Annotated in this window: 21 protein-coding genes; 1 reads left to right on the top strand and 20 read right to left on the bottom strand. The window is 46.6% G+C overall.

Translation table 11 applies throughout. The features are described 5' to 3' along the window. Positions 1-107: 107 nt before the first annotated feature. On the bottom strand, positions 108-1,061 hold the full coding sequence (locus tag DBT50_RS01570) for a nucleoside hydrolase (protein ID WP_111852163.1): 954 nt from the start codon (positions 1,059-1,061) through the stop codon (positions 108-110). 186 nt (positions 1,062-1,247) lie between these two features. Next, positions 1,248-2,666, bottom strand: a complete 1,419-nt coding sequence (locus DBT50_RS01565) for a leucyl aminopeptidase (protein WP_111852164.1) — start codon at positions 2,664-2,666, stop codon at positions 1,248-1,250. A gap of 192 nt (positions 2,667-2,858) precedes the next feature. Between DBT50_RS01565 and DBT50_RS01560 the strand changes: the two genes are divergently transcribed. Further along, a complete protein-coding gene (locus DBT50_RS01560; protein ID WP_181566141.1) occupies positions 2,859-3,635 on the top strand; it encodes an alpha/beta hydrolase in 777 nt (258 codons plus the stop codon). A 69-nt stretch (positions 3,636-3,704) separates the two neighbouring features. Here the strand turns inward: DBT50_RS01560 and DBT50_RS01555 are convergent, their stop codons facing one another. From DBT50_RS01555 to DBT50_RS01470, 18 genes are read right to left on the bottom strand one after another with little or no spacing between them, the layout of a single operon-like run. Beyond that, on the bottom strand, positions 3,705-4,472 hold the full coding sequence (locus DBT50_RS01555; RefSeq protein ID WP_111852166.1) for a uroporphyrinogen-III synthase: 768 nt from the start codon (positions 4,470-4,472) through the stop codon (positions 3,705-3,707). Beyond that, positions 4,465-5,463, bottom strand: coding sequence for a hydroxymethylbilane synthase (gene hemC, locus DBT50_RS01550; protein WP_111852167.1), 999 nt, complete (start codon positions 5,461-5,463; stop codon positions 4,465-4,467). The genes DBT50_RS01555 and hemC overlap by 8 nt, the downstream gene beginning before the upstream one ends. Then, a complete protein-coding gene (locus DBT50_RS01545) occupies positions 5,460-5,918 on the bottom strand; it encodes a precorrin-2 dehydrogenase/sirohydrochlorin ferrochelatase family protein (RefSeq protein ID WP_111852168.1) in 459 nt (152 codons plus the stop codon). The genes hemC and DBT50_RS01545 overlap by 4 nt, the downstream gene beginning before the upstream one ends. Positions 5,919-5,958: 40 nt before the next feature. Further along, positions 5,959-6,519, bottom strand: a complete 561-nt coding sequence (locus tag DBT50_RS01540; RefSeq protein ID WP_111852169.1) for a cob(I)yrinic acid a,c-diamide adenosyltransferase — start codon at positions 6,517-6,519, stop codon at positions 5,959-5,961. Between the two features lie 2 nt (positions 6,520-6,521). After that, positions 6,522-8,030 (bottom strand): cobyric acid synthase, encoded by a 1,509-nt coding sequence (locus DBT50_RS01535; protein WP_111853468.1) that lies wholly within the window; start codon positions 8,028-8,030, stop codon positions 6,522-6,524. Positions 8,031-8,034: 4 nt separating this feature from the next. Continuing rightward, complete coding sequence (cobI, locus tag DBT50_RS01530) at positions 8,035-8,742, bottom strand: precorrin-2 C(20)-methyltransferase (RefSeq protein ID WP_111852171.1); 708 nt, start codon at positions 8,740-8,742, stop codon at positions 8,035-8,037. Next, positions 8,732-9,517: a sirohydrochlorin cobaltochelatase gene (locus DBT50_RS01525; RefSeq protein WP_111852172.1), complete on the bottom strand. Its 786-nt coding sequence runs from the start codon at positions 9,515-9,517 to the stop codon at positions 8,732-8,734. The genes cobI and DBT50_RS01525 overlap by 11 nt, the downstream gene beginning before the upstream one ends. An 11-nt stretch (positions 9,518-9,528) precedes the next feature. Then, positions 9,529-10,539, bottom strand: a complete 1,011-nt coding sequence (cobA, locus tag DBT50_RS01520; RefSeq protein ID WP_111852173.1) for a uroporphyrinogen-III C-methyltransferase — start codon at positions 10,537-10,539, stop codon at positions 9,529-9,531. Then, positions 10,532-11,359 carry a precorrin-6A reductase gene (gene cobK, locus DBT50_RS01515; protein ID WP_111852174.1) on the bottom strand — a complete coding sequence of 276 codons (828 nt, stop codon included), beginning with the start codon at positions 11,357-11,359 and terminating at the stop codon, positions 10,532-10,534. Before cobK ends, cobA begins: the two co-directional genes overlap by 8 nt. Positions 11,360-11,401: 42 nt before the next feature. Then, positions 11,402-12,142 (bottom strand): precorrin-3B C(17)-methyltransferase, encoded by a 741-nt coding sequence (cobJ, locus tag DBT50_RS01510; protein ID WP_111852175.1) that lies wholly within the window; start codon positions 12,140-12,142, stop codon positions 11,402-11,404. A gap of 6 nt (positions 12,143-12,148) precedes the next feature. Then, on the bottom strand, positions 12,149-13,321 hold the full coding sequence (locus DBT50_RS01505) for a cobalt-precorrin 5A hydrolase (RefSeq protein ID WP_111852176.1): 1,173 nt from the start codon (positions 13,319-13,321) through the stop codon (positions 12,149-12,151). Further along, positions 13,305-14,057 carry a cobalt-precorrin-4 methyltransferase gene (locus DBT50_RS01500; protein WP_111852177.1) on the bottom strand — a complete coding sequence of 251 codons (753 nt, stop codon included), beginning with the start codon at positions 14,055-14,057 and terminating at the stop codon, positions 13,305-13,307. Before DBT50_RS01500 ends, DBT50_RS01505 begins: the two co-directional genes overlap by 17 nt. Before the next feature lie 33 nt (positions 14,058-14,090). Next, positions 14,091-14,645 (bottom strand): decarboxylating cobalt-precorrin-6B (C(15))-methyltransferase, encoded by a 555-nt coding sequence (locus DBT50_RS01495; RefSeq protein ID WP_111852178.1) that lies wholly within the window; start codon positions 14,643-14,645, stop codon positions 14,091-14,093. After that, on the bottom strand, positions 14,635-15,261 hold the full coding sequence (gene cbiE, locus DBT50_RS01490; RefSeq protein ID WP_111852179.1) for a precorrin-6y C5,15-methyltransferase (decarboxylating) subunit CbiE: 627 nt from the start codon (positions 15,259-15,261) through the stop codon (positions 14,635-14,637). Before cbiE ends, DBT50_RS01495 begins: the two co-directional genes overlap by 11 nt. Then, on the bottom strand, positions 15,258-16,385 hold the full coding sequence (gene cbiD / locus DBT50_RS01485) for a cobalt-precorrin-5B (C(1))-methyltransferase CbiD (RefSeq protein ID WP_111852180.1): 1,128 nt from the start codon (positions 16,383-16,385) through the stop codon (positions 15,258-15,260). Before cbiD ends, cbiE begins: the two co-directional genes overlap by 4 nt. 45 nt (positions 16,386-16,430) lie before the next feature. Further along, positions 16,431-17,084, bottom strand: coding sequence for a cobalt-precorrin-8 methylmutase (locus DBT50_RS01480; protein ID WP_111852181.1), 654 nt, complete (start codon positions 17,082-17,084; stop codon positions 16,431-16,433). Between the two features lie 2 nt (positions 17,085-17,086). After that, positions 17,087-18,475 (bottom strand): cobyrinate a,c-diamide synthase, encoded by a 1,389-nt coding sequence (locus DBT50_RS01475; protein ID WP_111852182.1) that lies wholly within the window; start codon positions 18,473-18,475, stop codon positions 17,087-17,089. Further along, complete coding sequence (locus DBT50_RS01470) at positions 18,475-18,942, bottom strand: flavodoxin domain-containing protein (RefSeq protein ID WP_111852183.1); 468 nt, start codon at positions 18,940-18,942, stop codon at positions 18,475-18,477. The genes DBT50_RS01475 and DBT50_RS01470 overlap by 1 nt, the downstream gene beginning before the upstream one ends. Between the last annotated feature and the right edge of the window lie 166 nt (positions 18,943-19,108).

Here is a 19,108-nt window from a genome sequence, read left to right as displayed (position 1 = left end):
AATGGAGATCACTCAGATAAATAAACAATTAAAAAGTGCTAGTATCAGCCTCTTAAAAGACTTAAGAGTGATACTAGCACTTTTATTTTATTGGACCGTATTTATTTTTAATGCTTTTTAAAGAGCTGGGTCAAACGGGTCATAAATTCATTTAAGAATCGGTCCACATCAACCGCCACGGCTACTCGGACACTCGGATCGGGATCATTTAAACGGTCATTATCGCCAATAGTCCGCCCCCGACTTTCGCCTTCAGTTTCAACCTTCATGGCTAAAGGTAGGCAGTTAACTAAGTCTTCTTGAACGGCAACCGCCACGGCTAGTGGGTCATGGAGGGCACAACCCTTTAAGTGGGGCGAGGTGACTTCGTAGGATTTAATGTAATACTCCACAATATCAGCCATCTTCTCCCCAGCCTCAGTGCCTAAGTCCCGCCAAATTTGGGTTTCCTTATAGGTCAAGAGGGTGCGCAAGGTCACGTCTAAGCCCACCATGGTAACTGGTAAGCCCGATCGGAATAATTTATCAGCGGCTGCGGGGTCTTGGCTAATATTAGCCTCTGCAAAAGCTGATACATTACCGCAAACCGTCAAGGCCCCACCCATAATAACAATTTCACCGACTTGGGATAAGCTATCGAGGTCCTTATCAATGGCTGCGGCTAAGTTAGTCATAGGCCCGGTAGCGACAATTTTTAAATCTTTTCCATACTTCCTAGCCGATTCGAGGATAAAGTCAACCGCATTGCCAGCGGCTTGCTTAACGGGCCGGTCACCCAGGTCAACCTCACCCAGACCATTTTTACCGTGGATCAGAGCTGAGACTTCTTGTACTTCAAAGTCTTCCTTATCTGAGGCATGGTCCAAACCGGGATAAACCGGTACTTCTCCTCGACCAAATAAATCCAATAACTGACTGGCATTTTTAAGACCTGTTTTCATCAACACATTGCCATAGGTCCCCGTGATACCAATCAAGTCGACTTCTGCTGAGCCACATGCATAAGCTATGGCTAAGGCATCGTCAATCCCTGTATCTAAATCCAGTATCATTTTTACCATAGAAGATCCTCCTCATTGAATCCTTACACTTACGTCACTTCAATTTTACCCGCTTTATCCCCATTTTTAAAGCTTTAGCCCAGTCAGGTTCAAAATAAAACCGGCCCCTTTAGCCATTTAAGGCTAAGTGAGGCCGAATTTCATTTAAATTAAGTCATCTCCATTACTAGCAAGGAATATGGACTCCTACTTAGCTTCAGCTTGTCCTTTAACAAATTGGTATAAGGTCTTCACTGGCACACCGGTTGCTCCCTGAGGAAGGTAGCGGTAGGCTTTTTCTCCAAAGGCAGGACCAGCAATATCCAAGTGAACCCATGGCTTACCTTCCACAAAGTGTTCTAAGAAGACCCCTGCGGTAATGGTTCCTCCATTGCGTCCGGTAGAATTTCTTAAGTCGGCATTGGTGCCTTTAACGGCTTCTCGTAATTCTTCTGGTGCTGGTAGTTGCCAAATCGGTTCACCAACACTGTCAGCAGCTTGGTCGACTGCTTGGAAGAGGTCGGGATCATTAGTCATGGCACCTGCTGTCCGTTCACCGAGGGCGACTAAGCAAGCTCCCGTTAAGGTCGCGAGGTCAATCACACATTCACTATTCACTTTAGCAGCTGCATAGTAAATCGAATCGGCCAAGGTCACCCGACCTTCAGCATCGGTATTTAAGACTTCAATCGTGGTCCCCTTCATGGAACCAATAATGTCCCCATTTTTATAGGAGCTGGCTGAGACTAAGTTTTCTGTGATAGCAGCCACACCCACAACGTTTTTATTGACCTTGTTTTTGGCTAAGGCGTAAACACTACCAATTACGGCTGCAGCACCCGCCATGTCATCTTTCATATCGATCATGGAGTTTGCTGGTTTTAAGGCGTAACCACCGGAGTCATAGGTAATCCCCTTACCAACTAAGGCGATGGCTTTTTCTTCTGGGCCTTGAGGGAGATAATTCATCACGAGGAAGCGGGGTTCATTGACTGAACCGGCGTTAACCGCTAGGAGAGCTTCCATCCCCAAGTCTTCGATTTGTTTTTTATCGAAGATTTCCACTTCTACCCCAAGTCCACTTAACAAGTCCTTGGCTTGGTCAGCCATTTGCGCCGGGCTGAGATGGTTAGAAGGTGTATTGACCAAATCACGCGTGGCATTAACCCCTTCCACTAAATGGGTCACTTCTGCAACCACTTGGTCAAGGTCTGCGACCTTTTTAGGCAAGTTAATCTTAACTAAGGAACTGGTATTTTTTTCACTGAGGTAACGGTCAAAACGATAGTCGCTTTGTAGGAAACCTTCAATCACCCCTTCTAGGGCAGCGCGGTCCGTCGCCGCAAAAGAAACATTGGCTTCTTCCACCTTAGCCGCCTTTAATTCCTTAGCTGCTAGAAAAGCGGCCAGTACATAGGAATCGCGTTGAGGCTTTTCGCCTAGGCCGACTAAAACGAGGTTTTGACTATTAGGGCCTAGTGAGCGATAGACTTGCTTGGCTTCGCCCTTAAAGTCCAGTTGGTCTTTTAAATAGTCTTGGGTGGCCTGGTCGACCATGCTTAAGTCTTGACCAGCCTCCACTAAGTAAACATGATTGGTAAAATTTTCATTGCTGACAAATTTCATCACTCATCCTCCAATTCTACATTACTTCTGTCAATGCTTTCATTATACCAAGTTTACTTATTTTAGCTAGGTTTAGCGATTAATTTAGAGAAATCAATCTAAAAGATTTGACTTAACCCCCTACCAGATCAATCGCCTTTGCTTGGTCTTTTAGTTATAATGATCATAAGAAAATATGCAGGAGGTATTCCCATGACTCTTTTACAGACGACGCTTTACTCAGACAGTTTGCGCATGGATGTCCATGTCAATATCATTTTTCCTCAAAACTGTGCCCGGACTCCAGAAGATAAACGCCAAAGCTTAAAGCCCCCTTACCGGGTCCTCTATCTCTTACACGGCCTATCCAGTAATGAGGATGGTTGGCTTCGCTTCACTTCCCTAGAGCGCTATGCCCGTGACTTGGACTTGGTCATTGTCCTACCTACCACCCACCGCGGCTGGTATATCAACAATGCCATTGGTTACCCCTATAGCAATTTCATTAGTGTCGAACTGCCCGAAATCATCCAAACCATGCTCCCGGTTTCGACTAAACGCGAAGACACCTATATCGCTGGTGCATCTATGGGTGGCTTTGGGGCTTTGAAGGCGGCCTTCACCTATCCGGAAAAATACGGCTATGTGGCCAGCCTATCGGGAGTCACCGACCTGGTCAATGTCTTTGCCCAAGGGCCTGATCCTGAGTCTCCTTTTGAACATCAAATGCTCTTTGACGAGGAATCTCCCGCACAGACTGACAACGATATCTATTACTTGGTCCAACAAGCCATTGACAATAAAATCGACTTGCCCAAAGTTTATTTAACCTGTGGGACTGAAGATGACTTAATCGAACAAAACCGCCACTTTAAAGACCGCTTTGGCGACTTCTTAGAGCTCTCCTACCATGAAAAACCTGGCGAACACGGTTGGGACTACTGGGACCCAGAAATTAAAAAGGTACTTGACTGGTTACCTACCATTTAAAACTAGCTACTTAACATATTGAAAAACAGCCTAGCTTAAGCGGAAAGTTTCCTTAAGCTAGGCTGTTTTTTATATCTTATATTCAATCAAACTGTCTACCAAGCCAGCGAAATTCGACTGATCGGCTTCATGGTAGGGTTTAACTTGGGAGCTACTTTTAAGGATGGCTTGACTGGCTAAGGGACCAATCGTCCACAATTGGATAGCAGACCGCTTCTGATCTAAGACCGGCAAGGACACTAAGTCTACCAGGGCCTGCCAGGCACTGGCGCTCGCGATCGTTATGGCTAGGGGCGCTGCTTGGTTAGCCTGACTGATGGCGGCTTGAAGTGATTGACCAACTTTCCAGTTGACTTGCTTTTGATAAACGATCCACTCCTGAATACTTATATCAGACAGGTAAGTTTGCCCTAGAGCCTGGTACTTGCCCTGGCTTTGGGGACTAATGGGGACAATAAGCCGGTCAATCCTAGGCTGGTAGTGGTCCTTGATTTTCTGGAAATGCCTAAAGGCTCCCTGACTAGTTCCCCCTTGGGTCAAGGCTTGGCAATCAATGGAGTAGTTCTGGCTAAGATAGCGTCCAGTTTGCTGGCTACTAGAAAAAAAGTAGAGTTGACTTAAAGCATCACTAGGGGGTAAATGCTTGAAGGCAGCTTGGCCGGCCATGCGACTGACAAAGAAAAAGGCATCTCCTTGTTGAAGTTTTAAGGGATTAACCTGGCTCAGAGGCTCCAATTGGATGACCGGCAGCCAGTCCACTTGGTAGCCCGCTTGCTCTAAGCGGACTACTTGCTTTTTAGTCAAGGGGCGTGATGCCGTCCACAGAAGTCTAGTCATTGCCGTCACCTTGACCTAACCATTTTCCTGCCCCTTGGTTTAAGAGATCTTGGTAAACCGCTTGGCCTAGGGCTAAGGCTTGGTCTAGGGGAGCTTCTAATTGGCTACGAACCAAGGCTAAGCCGTCCTGACGACCAATCATGGCGGTTAATTGAATCATTTGGTCCTTCATTTGACCATAGGCGCCCACCGGATAGTTACAATCGGCCCCTAAGGCTTTGAGGACTACCCGTTCACAAGCCACTGCCTGGTGGGTTTCGGGGTCATCAATGGCTTGAAGGACTTCTCTAGTTTGCTGATCATCACTCAAACATTGGACTGCCAAGGCCCCTTGCCCTACTGCAGGAATCATTTCATCCAGGCTAAAAGCATGGGCCTGGAGTTCATAGTTCTTGAGGATATGGGCCTCACTATTGGCTTCTTTTTGGTTAAAGCGCTGGGGGTCAAAAGGATAGTCAAGGAGCTGCAAGCGTTTAAGGCCCGCCGTAGCGAGGACCAGGGCCTGGAAGTCGCCGCGAGCGAGTTTATCCAAACGACTATCAATATTCCCGCGAACATGGACAATCTCCAAATCTGGTCTTAGGGCATGCAGTTGGGCCAGGCGGCGTAAACTCCCTGTTCCTACCCTAGCGCCATTAGGCAAGTCGCGCCAGTCCATCCCCTTTGCAGTCAGAATCACATCTCCAGGGTCTTGGCGCTGAGGAATAGCGGCCAAAACAGTCCCTTGGGCTAATTCGCTAGGAACATCTTTTAGGCTATGGACAATAAAATCGACCTTGCCTTGGACTAGGGCCTGCTCAATCCAGCGGACAAAGACCCCCTTGCCCCCAATTTTAGAGAGGGGGGAGGACTTATCCTTGTCTCCCTTGGTGGATAATTTAACTAATTGAAATTCATCCTGCGGGTAAACGACCTCCAAAGCCCTGACAACTTCTAAACTTTGTTGCATGGCTAGCCGGCTGCTTCGTGTTCCAATACGATAAGTGGTCAAATCCGATTCTCCTTGTCTTTCAGATAAGATGCGATACTTTCTCCCAGGGCCTTAGCGCCTGCGGATGACTGCCCTTGACTGGAAATGGCAATCAAGTAGCCCTCATGGTTAATGGTTTTCATATTAAAGAAGTTCGATGCCCGCTTGTCCCCAGTCTGGTTGATCAATTGCCCTGACCCAAGATCTTCCGCAATCGCTTGGTTGACCTCTGAATGATCAGTACAGGCAAAGATCATCTGATAACCCTGTAAATCCATAGGGCCCTGGTAGGATTGTGGCAACCAGATCACTTGCCCTTTCCTGGCCCAGTCAGCAATCTGCTCAGTCACTCGAGGAGCCAAGACCGTAAGCTGTGCCGCTTCCTTTATAAGTCCCTGTAATTTTCGCTCAGCGATCCTCCCACCGCCAATGATGAGAACTGACCAGTGACTGATATCTAACATGACTGGATACATGGTTAAGCTCCTTTATGACTCTTTTTGTTATTGAACTAGCTTATGAAAAAATATCGCGACTATTTTTATAGGGGACCTCACTGTAATTATCATAATGGTTTAAAGCCCGGGCCAAGCTAAAGAAATAATCCGATAAACGGTTAATATAAGGCAAAACATGGGGATTATAATCCTGGCTTACCTGGCTAAATTGCACCAAATGCCGTTCTAGTGTGCGAGTTTGCGTTCTTAGCATATGACAGAAGCTAGCAGCCTGAGTGCCCCGGGGGAGGACAAACTTTTTAATGCTGGGGGTTGCTTCAGTATAATCATCAATCCAAGCTTCTAACTTGTCAGCCAGACCACTTTTTACCTTATAGGGACGTTCTTGGTCTAGGGTAGCATAATCACTCCCGCAATCAAACAAATCTTGCTGGATAGCCAGGAGTTGACTTTGAACTTGGTCATATTTGGGATCAACCAAAGCGGCCAGGTAGCCCACACTAGCATTTAACTGGTCAATGGCCCCATAAGTTCCTACCCGCTCAGAAGCCTTCGAAACACTATGTCCTCCGTACAGTCGGGTCATGCCCTGGTCACCGCTTCGTGTATAAATTGCCATTTTTATTCTTCTCCTTCAATAATTCGGTCTAATGCTTCCTTATCAATATGGTTGAGAACATGTTGGGCCAAGTCTTGGAATTGTTCTTCCATCACTGCTGCATAATTTTGGGGAAGCTGGCCCTTGAGTTCGACACCCTTTTTCTCAGCTAGGGACTGTAGATAAGCATAGGTCCAGGCAGTATTGTCAAACAAGCCATGTAAATTGCTAGCAATTAAACGGCCCGCTTCTAAACAATAGCCCTCATCCCCCGAATAGCTTGTTCCGTTGCGTTTAACTACCCGGGCAAGGGGGCTTAAGTGGTCCTGACTTTGGATAGTATAGGTCCGAACTTCATAGGCCGCTAAGGCGTAGCCCTCTTCCTCGCCAGCTCCATGTGGCGGATAAGTCGTTTGGCATTGAGTCTGGTAGACATCATGCGCCCCGGTTAAGGTCGACTGGTAGGGGAAAATATCCAGACCAGGATAGCTGTTACCAGCTTCATCTTTTAAAGTTTGACCCAAGAGGGTTTGGCCTGCCCCTAAGGCAATCAAGTGACTACCCTTTCCTACGGCTGCTTGAATAGCTCTTGACAAATCCCGGTCTTCTAGATCTTTTAAGGCTCTGATAGGGTTGGCCGTTCCTGGAATAATGATCAGGTCCGGTTGCCCGACTTGCTTAGCCTGTTTAGCATAACGCAAAGAAACATCTTCAAAAAGCGATAAGCTATTCAAATCAGTGAAGTTAGCAATCCATTCCAGAGCAATCACACAGACATCAAGGGCCTTATAGGCATCATAGCTGGTCTGTTCCATATGTAAGTCACAGGAATCTTCACTTTCAATCACATGGGGTAAGTAGGGAACTACCCCAATCACCTTTACCCCGGTCAAGGCTTCAATTTGTTCAATACCCGGATCCAGTAAGGAGACATCACCCCGGAATTTATTAATAATAATTCCTTTAATCCGTTTGCCCTGGTCTTTTAATAAAGCGATGGTTCCATAAATCGAAGCAAAGACTCCGCCCCGGTCAATATCAGCCACTAAAATAACCGGACTATCAGCAATCTCTGCCATGCCCATATTCACAATATCATGGTCATTGAGGTTAATTTCAGCAGGGCTCCCAGCCCCTTCTAAGACAATCAGGTCATTTTCCGAATCTAATTGGGTCATAACCTCTTTTAGCATAGGCTTTAATTGGGGTTTTAACTCGTGGTAATCACGCGCATTGAGATCTCCGTACACCTGCCCTTTAATAATAATCTGTGATTGGGCATCTTGGCTTGGCTTCATCAAAATGGGATTCATCAAGACGTCAGGTTCCCGACGACAGGCATTGGCTTGCACCACCTGGGCCCGGGCCATTTCAGCCCCGGTCTTAGTAATATAAGAATTTAGTGCCATATTTTGCGATTTAAAAGGAAAAACCCGCAATCCTTCATTAGTATAGATCCGGCCAATGGCTGCTGCCATAAGGCTCTTACCGACATCGGAAGCGGTCCCTTGGATCATTATATGTTTAGCCATGAAGTTAGGCCTCCTTTGACTTCCGGACGATCATGGTCGAAAAGTAAGAAATCTTCTCATCACCTTGCCAGTCACTCAAGTCCCGGTAGACTGTCTCCGCCTCCATGGTGGCTTGGCTAATAATTTGGGCCTGGTCACGGAGATTTTCTTCATCGAGGAGGGCTAGGATTTTCTTGAGATGACGTTTGATTTTCATAATAACGATGGTGTCAGCGTTTTTTAGATTCAACCGAATCAGGTCAGTAGATGTTGTTGCTGGTAGGACAGTAAAACTTTCTTCATCAATCACCAGAGGAACTTGGAGGGCTGCCGCCATCGCTTGGTAAGAAGTTATCCCTGCCACCAACTCCACACTATAATCCTGGCACAAGCGTTCTTCCAGATAGGTAAAGGTGGAATAAGTTGAAGGATCTCCCAAGGTTAAGAAGGCAATGGACTTGCCTTGGTCAAGGTCTTGGGCCATGGCTTGGGCTACTTGGTCCCATTGCTTGGTCTTTACTGTCCTATCCTTAGTCATGGGAAAATGATAAGTTTTTACCGGGGTATGGCTAGGGATATAAGGCTCAGCAATGGAAAAGGCCAAGCTGGCTTGCCCTTTTTTCCCGGTAGGAACATAAATAATATCGACAGCCTTAAGCTTTTCAATGGCTTTTAGGGTCAAATAGCCCTTATCCCCTGGCCCAACGCCGATTCCATATAATTTAGCCGGCATGGTCGTCCTCCATCAATTCACCTAAATGCTTAAGGTAAAGTTGACGAATGGCTGGGTCTTCTCCTAAACCCTCCAAGTGGATCATGACATGGAAGCCATAATTTTCAAATTGCGTTTGCCAGGAATCGGGATCCTCCGAAGCCATATCATTATGGGCATGGTCACCAGCCACCAACATGAGGGGACGCAGGTGGACGGTTTTAACACCTTTTTGCCGTAAATCCTTGATAAAGTCTTCCTCCAATTCGGGATAACTTTCCACACAGCGTACATAAGCCGGTTTATCGGCTAGCATATAATCAAGGGTCACATAGCTAGTAAATTGTGGCGCTTGGGTCCCATGGGCCATATAAACCATAACTTCATCTTGGGAGAGCTTTTGAATGTCTTGGTCCAAAACTGAGAGCAGGTCCTGGTAGTCTGTATAGATATCTAAGAGTGGACGGGCAATCTTCACTTGGAAGTCTTGGTCTGCTGTTTCTCTTCGGGCTTGGTAAATTTTGTCGACCTCACTCCCAGAAATCACATGGAGGGGTTGGACATAGACCCTTTGGTAGCCCTCAGCTTTTAAGGATTGTAAGGCTTCTAGGGGGGAGAGCCGAGTCAAGCCTTCATGTTCCTGGATGCGTTTGCGCACAATGTTTGACGTATAGGCCTGGTAAATGGGCCAGTTGGGATAGGTAGACTTAAGCTCTTGATAAACAGTTTCGATGGTTAATTCACGGGTCTTTTTAAATGTGGTCCCGAAACTTACTAGTAAAATGGCACTTTTCATATTGAACTCCTTTATTGCTTACTAAAATGATGGATAAAGTCATCAACACTGCCGTGGAAATGTAGGGTTTCCGCCGCCAGCTTCTCTTGCCAAGGATTAAGTAGGTCTTGGCTAATCATAATATCAGCCTGCTTGAGAGCGGTTTTTGCTAGATCTTGGCGACTACTTTCAGCGGCTGGGTCAGGATAAAAGATTAGATCAGCTCCCAAATCTTCCAGGGCCAGGCAATCGGTCAGAGGCGTCTGTACAGACACAGCAATCTGATGTCCAAAAAGAGGAGCTTGACTGAAGAAGTCGAGTTTTTGCTGGTCAGTCACTACCTCCCCGAGAACAAAGATGGCGGGCGCTTTGATCTGGGCAGCTTGACAATCATCAAACATATGGCCTAAATCAGAGACCAAGTAGCGTTCTTGAGCCCTTCCTGCCCACTCAATAGCTGCCATAGGCGTTTTTTCATCCAGGCCAGCTCCTATAAGGCCACTAACAATGGCTCCTAGAGCCTTTACCGCCATTAGAAAGACTGCCGTTCCCCCGCTATTGACAATGGCCTGATAATCTAAGTCTGTTCGACCCGCTCGGCTCTGACCGGTATAGATGTGCAGGGAACTTGACTTATCCCGGTAAGTGGCCGGGATGCCGGCATAGGCTAAACCAGCAATGGCTGAAGTGATTCCGGGAATGACTGCAAAATCCACGCCCGCTTCGGACAGGGCCATGGCTTCTTCCCCACCCCGACCAAAGAGGTAGGGGTCACCACTCTTCAATCGGACTATGACTTGATATTCCTGGCTGGCTTGGATAAGTTGCTGAGTAATCTCTTCCTGAGAATGAGAGTGTTTACCAGGCTTTTTGCCAACATTCACCAAGAGGCAGGAACTTGGGGCGACTTGCAGTAAATTTTGATTAATAAGACGGTCATAAAAGATAATATCGGCCTTTTGCAGGCAATCATAGGCCGCTAAGCTGAGATTGCCTAGCCGGCCTAAGCCGGCACCTACTAAATAAACTTTACCGCTATTCATCACGATTCTCCTTACTTGGGCTATCGCTTGAGGAGGATTGCCCTTGGCTTAATAATTGACGGCTTAGGGATAGAACCTCATCGATGTCATGAGTCATTTCAGGATAAGCCACATCGGGTCGGGTAATTTCAATCACATCCATGCCACGGTCTAAGGCAGCCGAAACCTTCTCATCCATCCCACCGGCCTGGCCACTTTCCTTGGTAATCATGATCTGAGCATTGACCTTTTTATAGAGCTCCGTATTTAAAGCCTTAGAATAAGGCGGTTTAATGGCGTGGATTTGCCCCGCTGATAGGCCAGCTGCTTCACAGTGTTTGACCACGGAAGCAACAGGAAGGACACGCACAACTAAGCGCTCAGGCCCTAAGATTTGGGCAAAATCACCTACCGTCTTCGACCCAGTCGCTAGATAGATATGGTCCTCAATACCATGGCCTTTTTCTTGCCAGAGAGTTTCGGCTTTTTGACAAGCTTGGGCTAAAGAAGTCACTTGCTGAATACGAGGGTCTGCTTGTGATAAGGGACGTTCGAAACGTAAGTAAGGAATTCCTACCGCCTGAGCAGCAGCAATGGCATTCTTGGACACCAAATCAGCAAAGGGATGGGTAGCGTCAACCACCAGGTCAATGGCATGGTCTTTGAGGTAAGTCTCCATTTCGTCTTGGTCCATCCGACTTTGGATCACTCGGTCCTTAAATTTTTTTGAATAAATCTTGCCATAATTAGTCGCCACTGAAAGGGTCACCTCACAACCCCCTTCAAGTAGGGTCTCCATTATTTTTATGCTATCCGAGGTCCCACCAAATAGAAGTATCATCAGCTCATCCTTTCTCGCTCAGCTTGTCGCAAATGTTGCAGCTTAAATCCCATACTTATCTTCGTAACCGCGGGGCGTATACATCCAACCCTTGTAAACTCTGGTAAAACGGTTGCCCACAATCACCGTTGTCGTCATATCAACGACTTCCTCATCGAGCTCATCAATGGTCGTAATGATAGTTTCTTCCTCTGTACGGCCCACATCCTTAACGATTCCAACGACAATATCGCCACCCTTATAGGCCTTAATAATCTCTAGGGCCTTAGCTAAATGTTTAGGCCGGCCTTTAGAACGCGGATTGTACAAGCAAATCACAAAATCTCCTTGAGCTGCGGCATGGAGGCGTTTTTCTATCATGGCCCATGGTGTCATCAAGTCACTCAAGCTAATAAAGCAAAAATCATTCATTAACGGGGCACCGAGGTTGGCAGCTCCAGCAATTCCGGCACTAAGCCCTGGGATAACCTTGACGGGGATATCCTCTTCTTGACTGGCTAACAACTCAAAAATTAAACCAGCCATGGCGTAAATACCTGAGTCGCCACTGCAGACCACCGCAATATCCTTTCCTGTGTCTTTAGCTAATTCAATGGCTTTTTGACAGCGGTCAATCTCTCCCTTCATACCGGTGGAATAAACTTCCTTGCCTTTAATCAAGTCTTCAATTAAGGCAATATAGGTCTTATAACCCACAATAATTTCCACCTGGTCAAGGACTTCAAGACATTCCTTGGTCATTAAGTCCTTGTCACCTGGTCCCAATCCAACAATATATAACATCTTTCATTACTCCTCTTCTTGATAATATGCCAGGGTAAAAGTTACCCCATTATGGGCATAGCGTCCACTGACCACATGACCCTTGGATTCCAAATGGGCAGCAGTCTGTGAGACCGAACTCACTCCGACCGTCTTTTTGACAAAATCAGATCCCGGATAGTAGGATTCAAAGGCCAGTAAGTCTTCCTTGGAAAATGTTTTAAAGTTAAAGCAGTGGTCTTTAGCCAGTTGTAAAATGGCGTGTTCTTCTGCTTTTAGATCAATAGACACCACGGTTTTAATACTTTCCCAGCGCAAATTTTCCTCTTGGAGGAATTTTTCTAATTCTTCTAAGAGTAAGGGATAAGGGGTATTTTTTTTGCAACCGATTCCTAAAATATAGCGTCGGGGAATCATTTCTACCAGAGGCAGGTCCTTGGGCAGGCTAAGATAATTTTGTTGGTGATTAGTCACCAGCACTAGGCCTTGGTAAGCTGCCCAAGTACTGGGGGCAAGTGAGCTAGTTTTTGTTGCTGGCTCCGAGCAATTCCCTTTGGCCAGGGTCTGATAACCCGGAGGCGAGGGGAAATTGAATACCGTCTCATTTAAGTAGAGAATGGGAGCATCTTCGGCAATAAGCAGATTAAAGCGCCGGGTTTGGCCTTTAAAATCACTATAGACGGCCCCATAGCTAAAGGCTAAATCATCAATTCCTATCCGACCTTGGCTATCAGTTGCTGTAGTAATCACAGCCTGACTAGGAATTTCCTTAGCCAGTAAACGGGCATAGTGGTTAGCCCGGCCAAAGTGGCCTGCTAAGAGGCTAATCACATGTTGGCCGCCTTCATCTAGGACTAAGACTGCTGGATCAGTCATCTTATCTTCAATCACAGGGGCTAGGGCCCGGACCACAACCCCTGTCGCCATGATTGCAATCACTAAATCAGCTGATCGAAAAGCTTCCTGGAGGGCGAGGACCGCTCGGCCATCTCTTTGACTGTATTCGTCGTAATGAGAATCTAAAGGGGCTTGGTCAGTAGGCCTCACGTAAAGTTTAGCTTGGTGAAAACACTTGGCTTTAATCTCCCGTCCCAAATCTCTGGCCTTTTGGGTGATGGTAACAATAGCTACCCGCTTATTTTCTTCCCCACGCTGCATCCGTTCTAAAAAGCGGGCATCAACCTTAGTTTCTAAAGCCATGGCTAAAGTCCGTATCGTAGAGCTTAGAATAATAGAATTCTTCTCCTAAGAAGTCCCCCACTAAAATCAAAGCCGTGAGCTTAATCCCAGCGGCTTGGGTCTTTTCAGCAATATCTGCTAGGATCCCCACTACTTGTTTTTCTTCTGGCCAGGTAGCCTTATAAATCACTGCTGCTGGGGTATCTTTGGAATAGCCACCTGCCAATAATTCTTCCACCACGCCCTGGATATTTTGGACTGAGAGGAAGATAGCCATGGAGGTTTGATGACTGGCTAAGGACCGTAAATTTTCCTTTTCAGGAACGGGTGTCCGCCCTGCCATCCGGGTAATGATCAGGCTTTGACTGACTTCGGGGACAGTATATTCGGTACCGATGGCTGCCGCTGCTCCTAAGAAAGAAGAAACCCCGGGGATAACAGCGAAGTCAATCTCCCGTTTCTTTAATTCTTCAATTTGCTCCCGGATCGAACCATATAAGGAAGCATCGCCTGTGTGTAAACGGACCACTTCTTTGTCTTGGCCAATAGCTTCTTCAATCAGGTCTAGGATTTCATTGAGGTCTAACTTGGCACTGTCATAGGTTTCTGCTCCGGACTTACAATAATCGAGCAAGTCCTTATTGATCAAGGAGCCAGCATAAATGACCCGGTCGGCTTGGGCTAGTGCTTTATAGCCCTTTAGGGTAATGAGGTCGACATCGCCGGGGCCTGCTCCCACAAAAGTTACTTTAGCCATAATTAACAACCTTTCTCTTTCATTCGCTCTTATTTACTTCTTACAGGAGATGATGGTGGTGGGGTTAAAGGGCTTAAAGTAGTGCCCTGGTCCCATGGTTTTCCGGGTGGCTGCTTGTAGGGTTTGCACCTCAAGGTCTTGCCAGGGGCCCGCTTCAAGGTAAGTAATGGCCTTATGGGCATTTTCCATCAGGATAAAGGTCAATACCAAACGACCACCCGGCTTCAAAAGTTCATAGGCCCAATCAATAATTTCGAGTAACTTGCCCCCACTACCTCCAATAAAAATCGCATCAAAGTGGCCCAAGTCTTCCGTCATGGGGGCTTCCCCTAAGAAGACTTGATAATTTTTCAGGCCGAAGTGAGCCCGGTTTTCTTTGATTAAGTCTACTGCCACTTCTTTATGTTCGATGGCATAAACGTCTAAATCAGGATATTCTTGGGCGGCTTGTAAAGAGATACTCCCTGTCCCGGCACCAATATCCAAAAAGCGTTGGGCCTGATGTAATTCTAAGAGGTCTAAAGCGACCGCCCGGATGGGGGCCTTGGTCATGGGGACTTTGCCCCGGATAAAACAACTATCTTTCATTTAAAATCACCACCACATTCATCGCATAGTCGCGGTCTTCTACCTGGCTCAAAGGCCGGATTTCGATCCGCTCATTATCATAAGATAAGTTCTCTCCAATAACCATTTGGCAAGCAGCAAGATCTTTCGCCTCCCCCTCTTTTAGAAGGGCTTGGGCAATTTGATAAGGCCCCCATTTGTCATCGGTTACCATGGCAACTTTTGGAAATTGGCTAATCCAATCAATATTGGGCTCACGCCCATGACTCGAAGTTAAATAGACATCATTCATGGCCATCCCTGTTCGGGAAAAAATATACTGGAGGGAAGAAATGCCAGGATGGATACGGATGGCTTGCTGGGGTAAGTTACGGTAAAGGTAGTTACCAATCCCATAAAGCATGGGGTCCCCCGAAGCGAGCACCGCTACATCTTCTTCCTTAGCCAGGTGGTCCTTTAATTGAGATAAAAGTTCCCCTAGCTTGCCCAAGACATGGGGCTTCCCCTTAATATAGACCTTTAAGGAGTCTAACTGCCGCTGGCTACCGTAAACGTGGGGCAAGTCAGCTAATAGGTTAAGGGCATGGTTGACTAGATAGTCGGTCTGTCCTGGCCCGATACCAATCACATGTATCATCCCCAAATCGCCTCCAATTCTTCCAAAGGTTTAGTCATCACGGTAACATCATGGTCACTGAGAAAAGTAATGGCCTCCACATGGATATCAGGAGCCCGGAATTTAAAGAGCTTTAAGACCCTGGCCTTAATTTTATCCACAATCACTTGGTAAACTTGGCCATAGCCTGCTTCTAAGATGAGTTCAGCCTGGGCTTCAGTCGTAATGGCCTCATCGACAGCCTGTAATAAGTCTAGGGGAGCCCCAAGCAGGGCCAAGTTAGCCAGCATGATTTCATTTCTGGCATCGGCATCCTTGGAATGGGTGGAAAAGATTCCCCCTGCGATTTTAATAAATTTACCCAAGTGGCCAACCAGTAGAATATCAGTAAAACCAATCCGCATGGCCTCTAATAAGACATAGCCCACGAAATTACTCATTTGCACAATATAATCAGGTTTCAAATGGGTATGTTCAGCGATAAAGTCATTGCCATAATTTCCCGGCGTTAAAATTAACTTATCTAACCCTAGCGCTTTCTTTTGTTGCATTTCTAGGGTGATCGATTCTTTCCAGGTATCTTCTGACATGGGGCGAACGATTCCCGAAGTCCCTAGGATGGATATCCCACCCAGGATACCAAGTTGGGGGTTTTGAGTAGCCTTAGCGGTTTCCTCCCCTCCTGGTACCGAGATAACAATGTCCACCCCTTGGTCTGGACCCAAGAGTTGGCGGGCAGCTTCCTGGATCATTTTTCTAGGTGTAGGATTAATGGCAGCATTGCCGGGCTCAATTTTTAATCCGGGTTTGGTTACCCGCCCCACTCCTTGACCACCATCTAGGGTAATCTGATTATCCTGGCGACGGGTCACGGTGGCATAGATATCCAAGCCATCAGTGGCATCGGCGTCATCGCCTCCATCTTTGACCACCGAACAAGAAGCTTGGTCTAAACTGAGCTGGCAATGGTCAATTTCTAAGACTAAGTCCACCCCTGCTGGCGTCATTAACTGAACTTGGTGAACCGGTTTTTGGGTCAGTATCATTTCCACAGCAGCCATAGTCGCTGCGGTGGCACAAGTTCCGGTGGTATAGCCCATCCGCAGGCGCTTCCCGTTATAAGACAAATAACCTGTTTCATTCATCTCGTTTCAGCTCGCTTTCCCTGTCTATTCAGCCACCTAATCCGCTTAATTTTGATAGATGGTATCTTTAATATCATATTGGATAGCATTAATAATAGCAGCAGCCACATTAGATCCGCCTTTACGGCCTAAAGCTGCAATGCTTGGAATGGGATAATCATGGAGGGCTTGCTTGGACTCAGCTGCCCCCACGAAACCTACCGGCACACCCACAACCGCTTCGGCTTGTAAACGTCCTGCGTCAATCATCTCTAGGATTTTATAAATAGCAGTCGGCGCATTGCCCACGACAAAGACTTTGGGGCCTTCAAGCTGAGCCGCTAATTCAATGGCTGCCATAGACCGGGTAATCCCCTTGTCTTCAGCAATTTGATAGGCTCTGGGGTCGCGGATAAAGCAATGGGTCTCTGTACCTAGCTCCTTTAAAATTCGCTTATTAATTCCCGATTGGGCCATAGTGGTATCAGTAATCAAGTGGCCTCCAGAGCGAATCACTTCTTGGACCACTTGGGCGCCTTGACGGTCAAAGACCAGGTTGTGTAAATAATCAAAATCCGCTGAAGTATGAATCGCCCGCTTAATAATACGCTCCTCTAGGTCATTTTGAAATTGGAAGTCAGGAAAGTCCCGTTTGATTTCCGCGTCAATAATTTCAAATGAGCGGTCAGTGATGCGTTCCGGTTTTTTTATATAAGCCATCTCTAGTCCTCCTTAATCCATGAAATCATTTGGTCAATGACTTTAGGGTCTTGGTAAAAGTGTACATGTTGGTAGGCGGCATAGGTCTTATTCTTTTGAAAGCCCCCCTGCCACTCCTTAACCCGTTTACCATCGCGGTCCTTGTATAAGTTTCCAATCGTCCTTTCTGGACTGGTAAAGGTTGAATAATGAAATTCATGTCCCCTGACCTCATCACCGGCTTGGCCGTAAAAGGAATCGCTAGTAAGAGTCATGGTACAGTAGCCGAAGCGGCGTAGGCGGTCTGTCATTTGACTCTGCCCCTCAAAGATCCCCACCATGGGATAGTCTTTATCCTCCTTAGAAAAACTACTTCCTAAGTACATAAGACCCCCGCATTCGGCCAATATAGCCTTACCGGACTTGTGGGCCTCTAAGAGTGCAGTACGCATGGCTTGGTTCTTAGATAAAGTTTCGGCGTATAATTCGGGAAAGCCCCCGCCAATATAGTAGAGGTCAGCCTCCGGTAAATCTTGGTCATGGAGGGGACTAAAGGCTTGGAGCTGGCCCCCTCGTTTTTCCAATAAATTTAAATTATCGGGATAGTAAAAGGAAAAGGCTTCATCATAGGCATAAGCCACCTTAAAAGGAGACTCCTGATCGGTCTTTTCATAAGGAGCCAGACTGGAGTCAATGGCTGCTTGGGCCTCTTTAAGTTTAGCCGGATCCAATTGACAGCGGTTTAAAATATCATCAATGGCGATACTTTCTTCCATTGCCTCTGCCACTTGACTGACTTGGTCAACTAAATGATTATTCGCTTCTTCCAGGGCCAGGCCTAAGTGGCGGGAAGGCAAGGAAAATATTTCATTACGGGGCAGGTAGCCAAGAACGGGCACATCATTATAACGTTCAATGGCATTTTTAATTAATTGGTAATGACTTTCTGAAGCCACCCGATTAACCAAGATACCGATAATATTGAGGTCAGGAATCAGGCTGAGATAACCCTTGACCATGGCGGCTGCTGAAGTCGACATGGCCCGCCCATCAATCACTAAGAGGATGGGAATATCCAGGGCCTTAGCAATGCCTGCGCTAGAGGCCTTGAGAGCGTCAGAGCCAAAGCCATCAAAGAGGCCCATAACTCCTTCCACCACGGCAATATCACTACCCTCAAGGTGACGGGTATAGAGGGCTTTTAAGACCTGGTCATCAGGAACTAAGAATTGGTCCAAATTGATCGAAGGACGGTGGCTAATCTCCTGGTGAAAACGCGTGTCAATGTAGTCAGGCCCCACCTTGTAGGGTTGGACTTTCAGTCCGCGCTTGATCAGGGCTTGGATCAGACCTAAAGTCAAGGTCGTCTTGCCCACATTACTAGTCGCTCCGGCAATCATTAAGGCTCTCATCATTTATTCTCCTTTGCTATTTGTAAAAAGGCCTGGGCAATAGCGGCTAGGCCGGCAATTTCTTCATCATAGTCAGGATAGCCATCAATTTTTACTCCAGGTGCTAGTAAGTGCCCGCCACTTTTTTCAATGACTTCTACAAAATCATCCACGGCTTTAGCATAAATGGGATAGTCCCGGTCCCCAGAACCAAATACTGCCAGGGACTGCTTTAATTTGGGATTGGCTTGAATCAAATCGGGTAGGTCTTCGTAGAGATCTAATAATTCTTCGGGAATTTCAGCATGGTTGCCGTAGGTATAGGAACCAATAGCTAAACCATCAGCTTCTAACAAGGTCTCATAGTCATAGGCATCGGCCCCAACTAATTGAGCGCTTAAGCCCAGGTCTTCCAAGAAGGAGGCCAGAATAAAGGCAGCAGCTTCGGTATTGCCTCGCAAGCTACTATAAACAATGCATATCTTCATCGCCAAGTCCTCCTAACAGAAAAAAACGATTATTCAACAAATCAGGGTTTGCTCAATAATCGTTTTTGAATCTTTTATCGCACGCAAAAATGACAGCCCTTTTTCGTCTTATTTATCAAACCCTGAGACATAAATAAAACTTCCTTTTATTACTGGCATTCTGACT

Origin of the sequence: Aerococcus tenax, from assembly GCF_003286645.3 — a bacterium.
Taxonomy (GTDB): domain Bacteria; phylum Bacillota; class Bacilli; order Lactobacillales; family Aerococcaceae; genus Aerococcus; species Aerococcus tenax.
This window is presented reverse-complemented; position numbering and strand designations above follow the sequence as displayed.

Coding starts and splice junctions, on each gene's coding strand:
- DBT50_RS01570 (WP_111852163.1), bottom strand. CDS start 1,061: ATGGTAAAAATGATACTGGATTTAGATACAGGGATTGACGATGCCTTA.
- DBT50_RS01565 (WP_111852164.1), bottom strand. CDS start 2,666: ATGAAATTTGTCAGCAATGAAAATTTTACCAATCATGTTTACTTAGTG.
- DBT50_RS01560 (WP_181566141.1), top strand. CDS start 2,859: ATGACTCTTTTACAGACGACGCTTTACTCAGACAGTTTGCGCATGGAT.
- DBT50_RS01555 (WP_111852166.1), bottom strand. CDS start 4,472: ATGACTAGACTTCTGTGGACGGCATCACGCCCCTTGACTAAAAAGCAA.
- DBT50_RS01545 (WP_111852168.1), bottom strand. CDS start 5,918: ATGTATCCAGTCATGTTAGATATCAGTCACTGGTCAGTTCTCATCATT.
- DBT50_RS01540 (WP_111852169.1), bottom strand. CDS start 6,519: ATGGCAATTTATACACGAAGCGGTGACCAGGGCATGACCCGACTGTAC.
- DBT50_RS01535 (WP_111853468.1), bottom strand. CDS start 8,030: ATGGCTAAACATATAATGATCCAAGGGACCGCTTCCGATGTCGGTAAG.
- cobI (WP_111852171.1), bottom strand. CDS start 8,742: ATGCCGGCTAAATTATATGGAATCGGCGTTGGGCCAGGGGATAAGGGC.
- DBT50_RS01525 (WP_111852172.1), bottom strand. CDS start 9,517: ATGAAAAGTGCCATTTTACTAGTAAGTTTCGGGACCACATTTAAAAAG.
- cobA (WP_111852173.1), bottom strand. CDS start 10,539: ATGAATAGCGGTAAAGTTTATTTAGTAGGTGCCGGCTTAGGCCGGCTA.
- cobK (WP_111852174.1), bottom strand. CDS start 11,359: ATGATACTTCTATTTGGTGGGACCTCGGATAGCATAAAAATAATGGAG.
- cobJ (WP_111852175.1), bottom strand. CDS start 12,142: ATGTTATATATTGTTGGATTGGGACCAGGTGACAAGGACTTAATGACC.
- DBT50_RS01505 (WP_111852176.1), bottom strand. CDS start 13,321: ATGGCTTTAGAAACTAAGGTTGATGCCCGCTTTTTAGAACGGATGCAG.
- DBT50_RS01500 (WP_111852177.1), bottom strand. CDS start 14,057: ATGGCTAAAGTAACTTTTGTGGGAGCAGGCCCCGGCGATGTCGACCTC.
- DBT50_RS01495 (WP_111852178.1), bottom strand. CDS start 14,645: ATGAAAGATAGTTGTTTTATCCGGGGCAAAGTCCCCATGACCAAGGCC.
- cbiE (WP_111852179.1), bottom strand. CDS start 15,261: ATGATACATGTGATTGGTATCGGGCCAGGACAGACCGACTATCTAGTC.
- cbiD (WP_111852180.1), bottom strand. CDS start 16,385: ATGAATGAAACAGGTTATTTGTCTTATAACGGGAAGCGCCTGCGGATG.
- DBT50_RS01480 (WP_111852181.1), bottom strand. CDS start 17,084: ATGGCTTATATAAAAAAACCGGAACGCATCACTGACCGCTCATTTGAA.
- DBT50_RS01475 (WP_111852182.1), bottom strand. CDS start 18,475: ATGAGAGCCTTAATGATTGCCGGAGCGACTAGTAATGTGGGCAAGACG.
- DBT50_RS01470 (WP_111852183.1), bottom strand. CDS start 18,942: ATGAAGATATGCATTGTTTATAGTAGCTTGCGAGGCAATACCGAAGCT.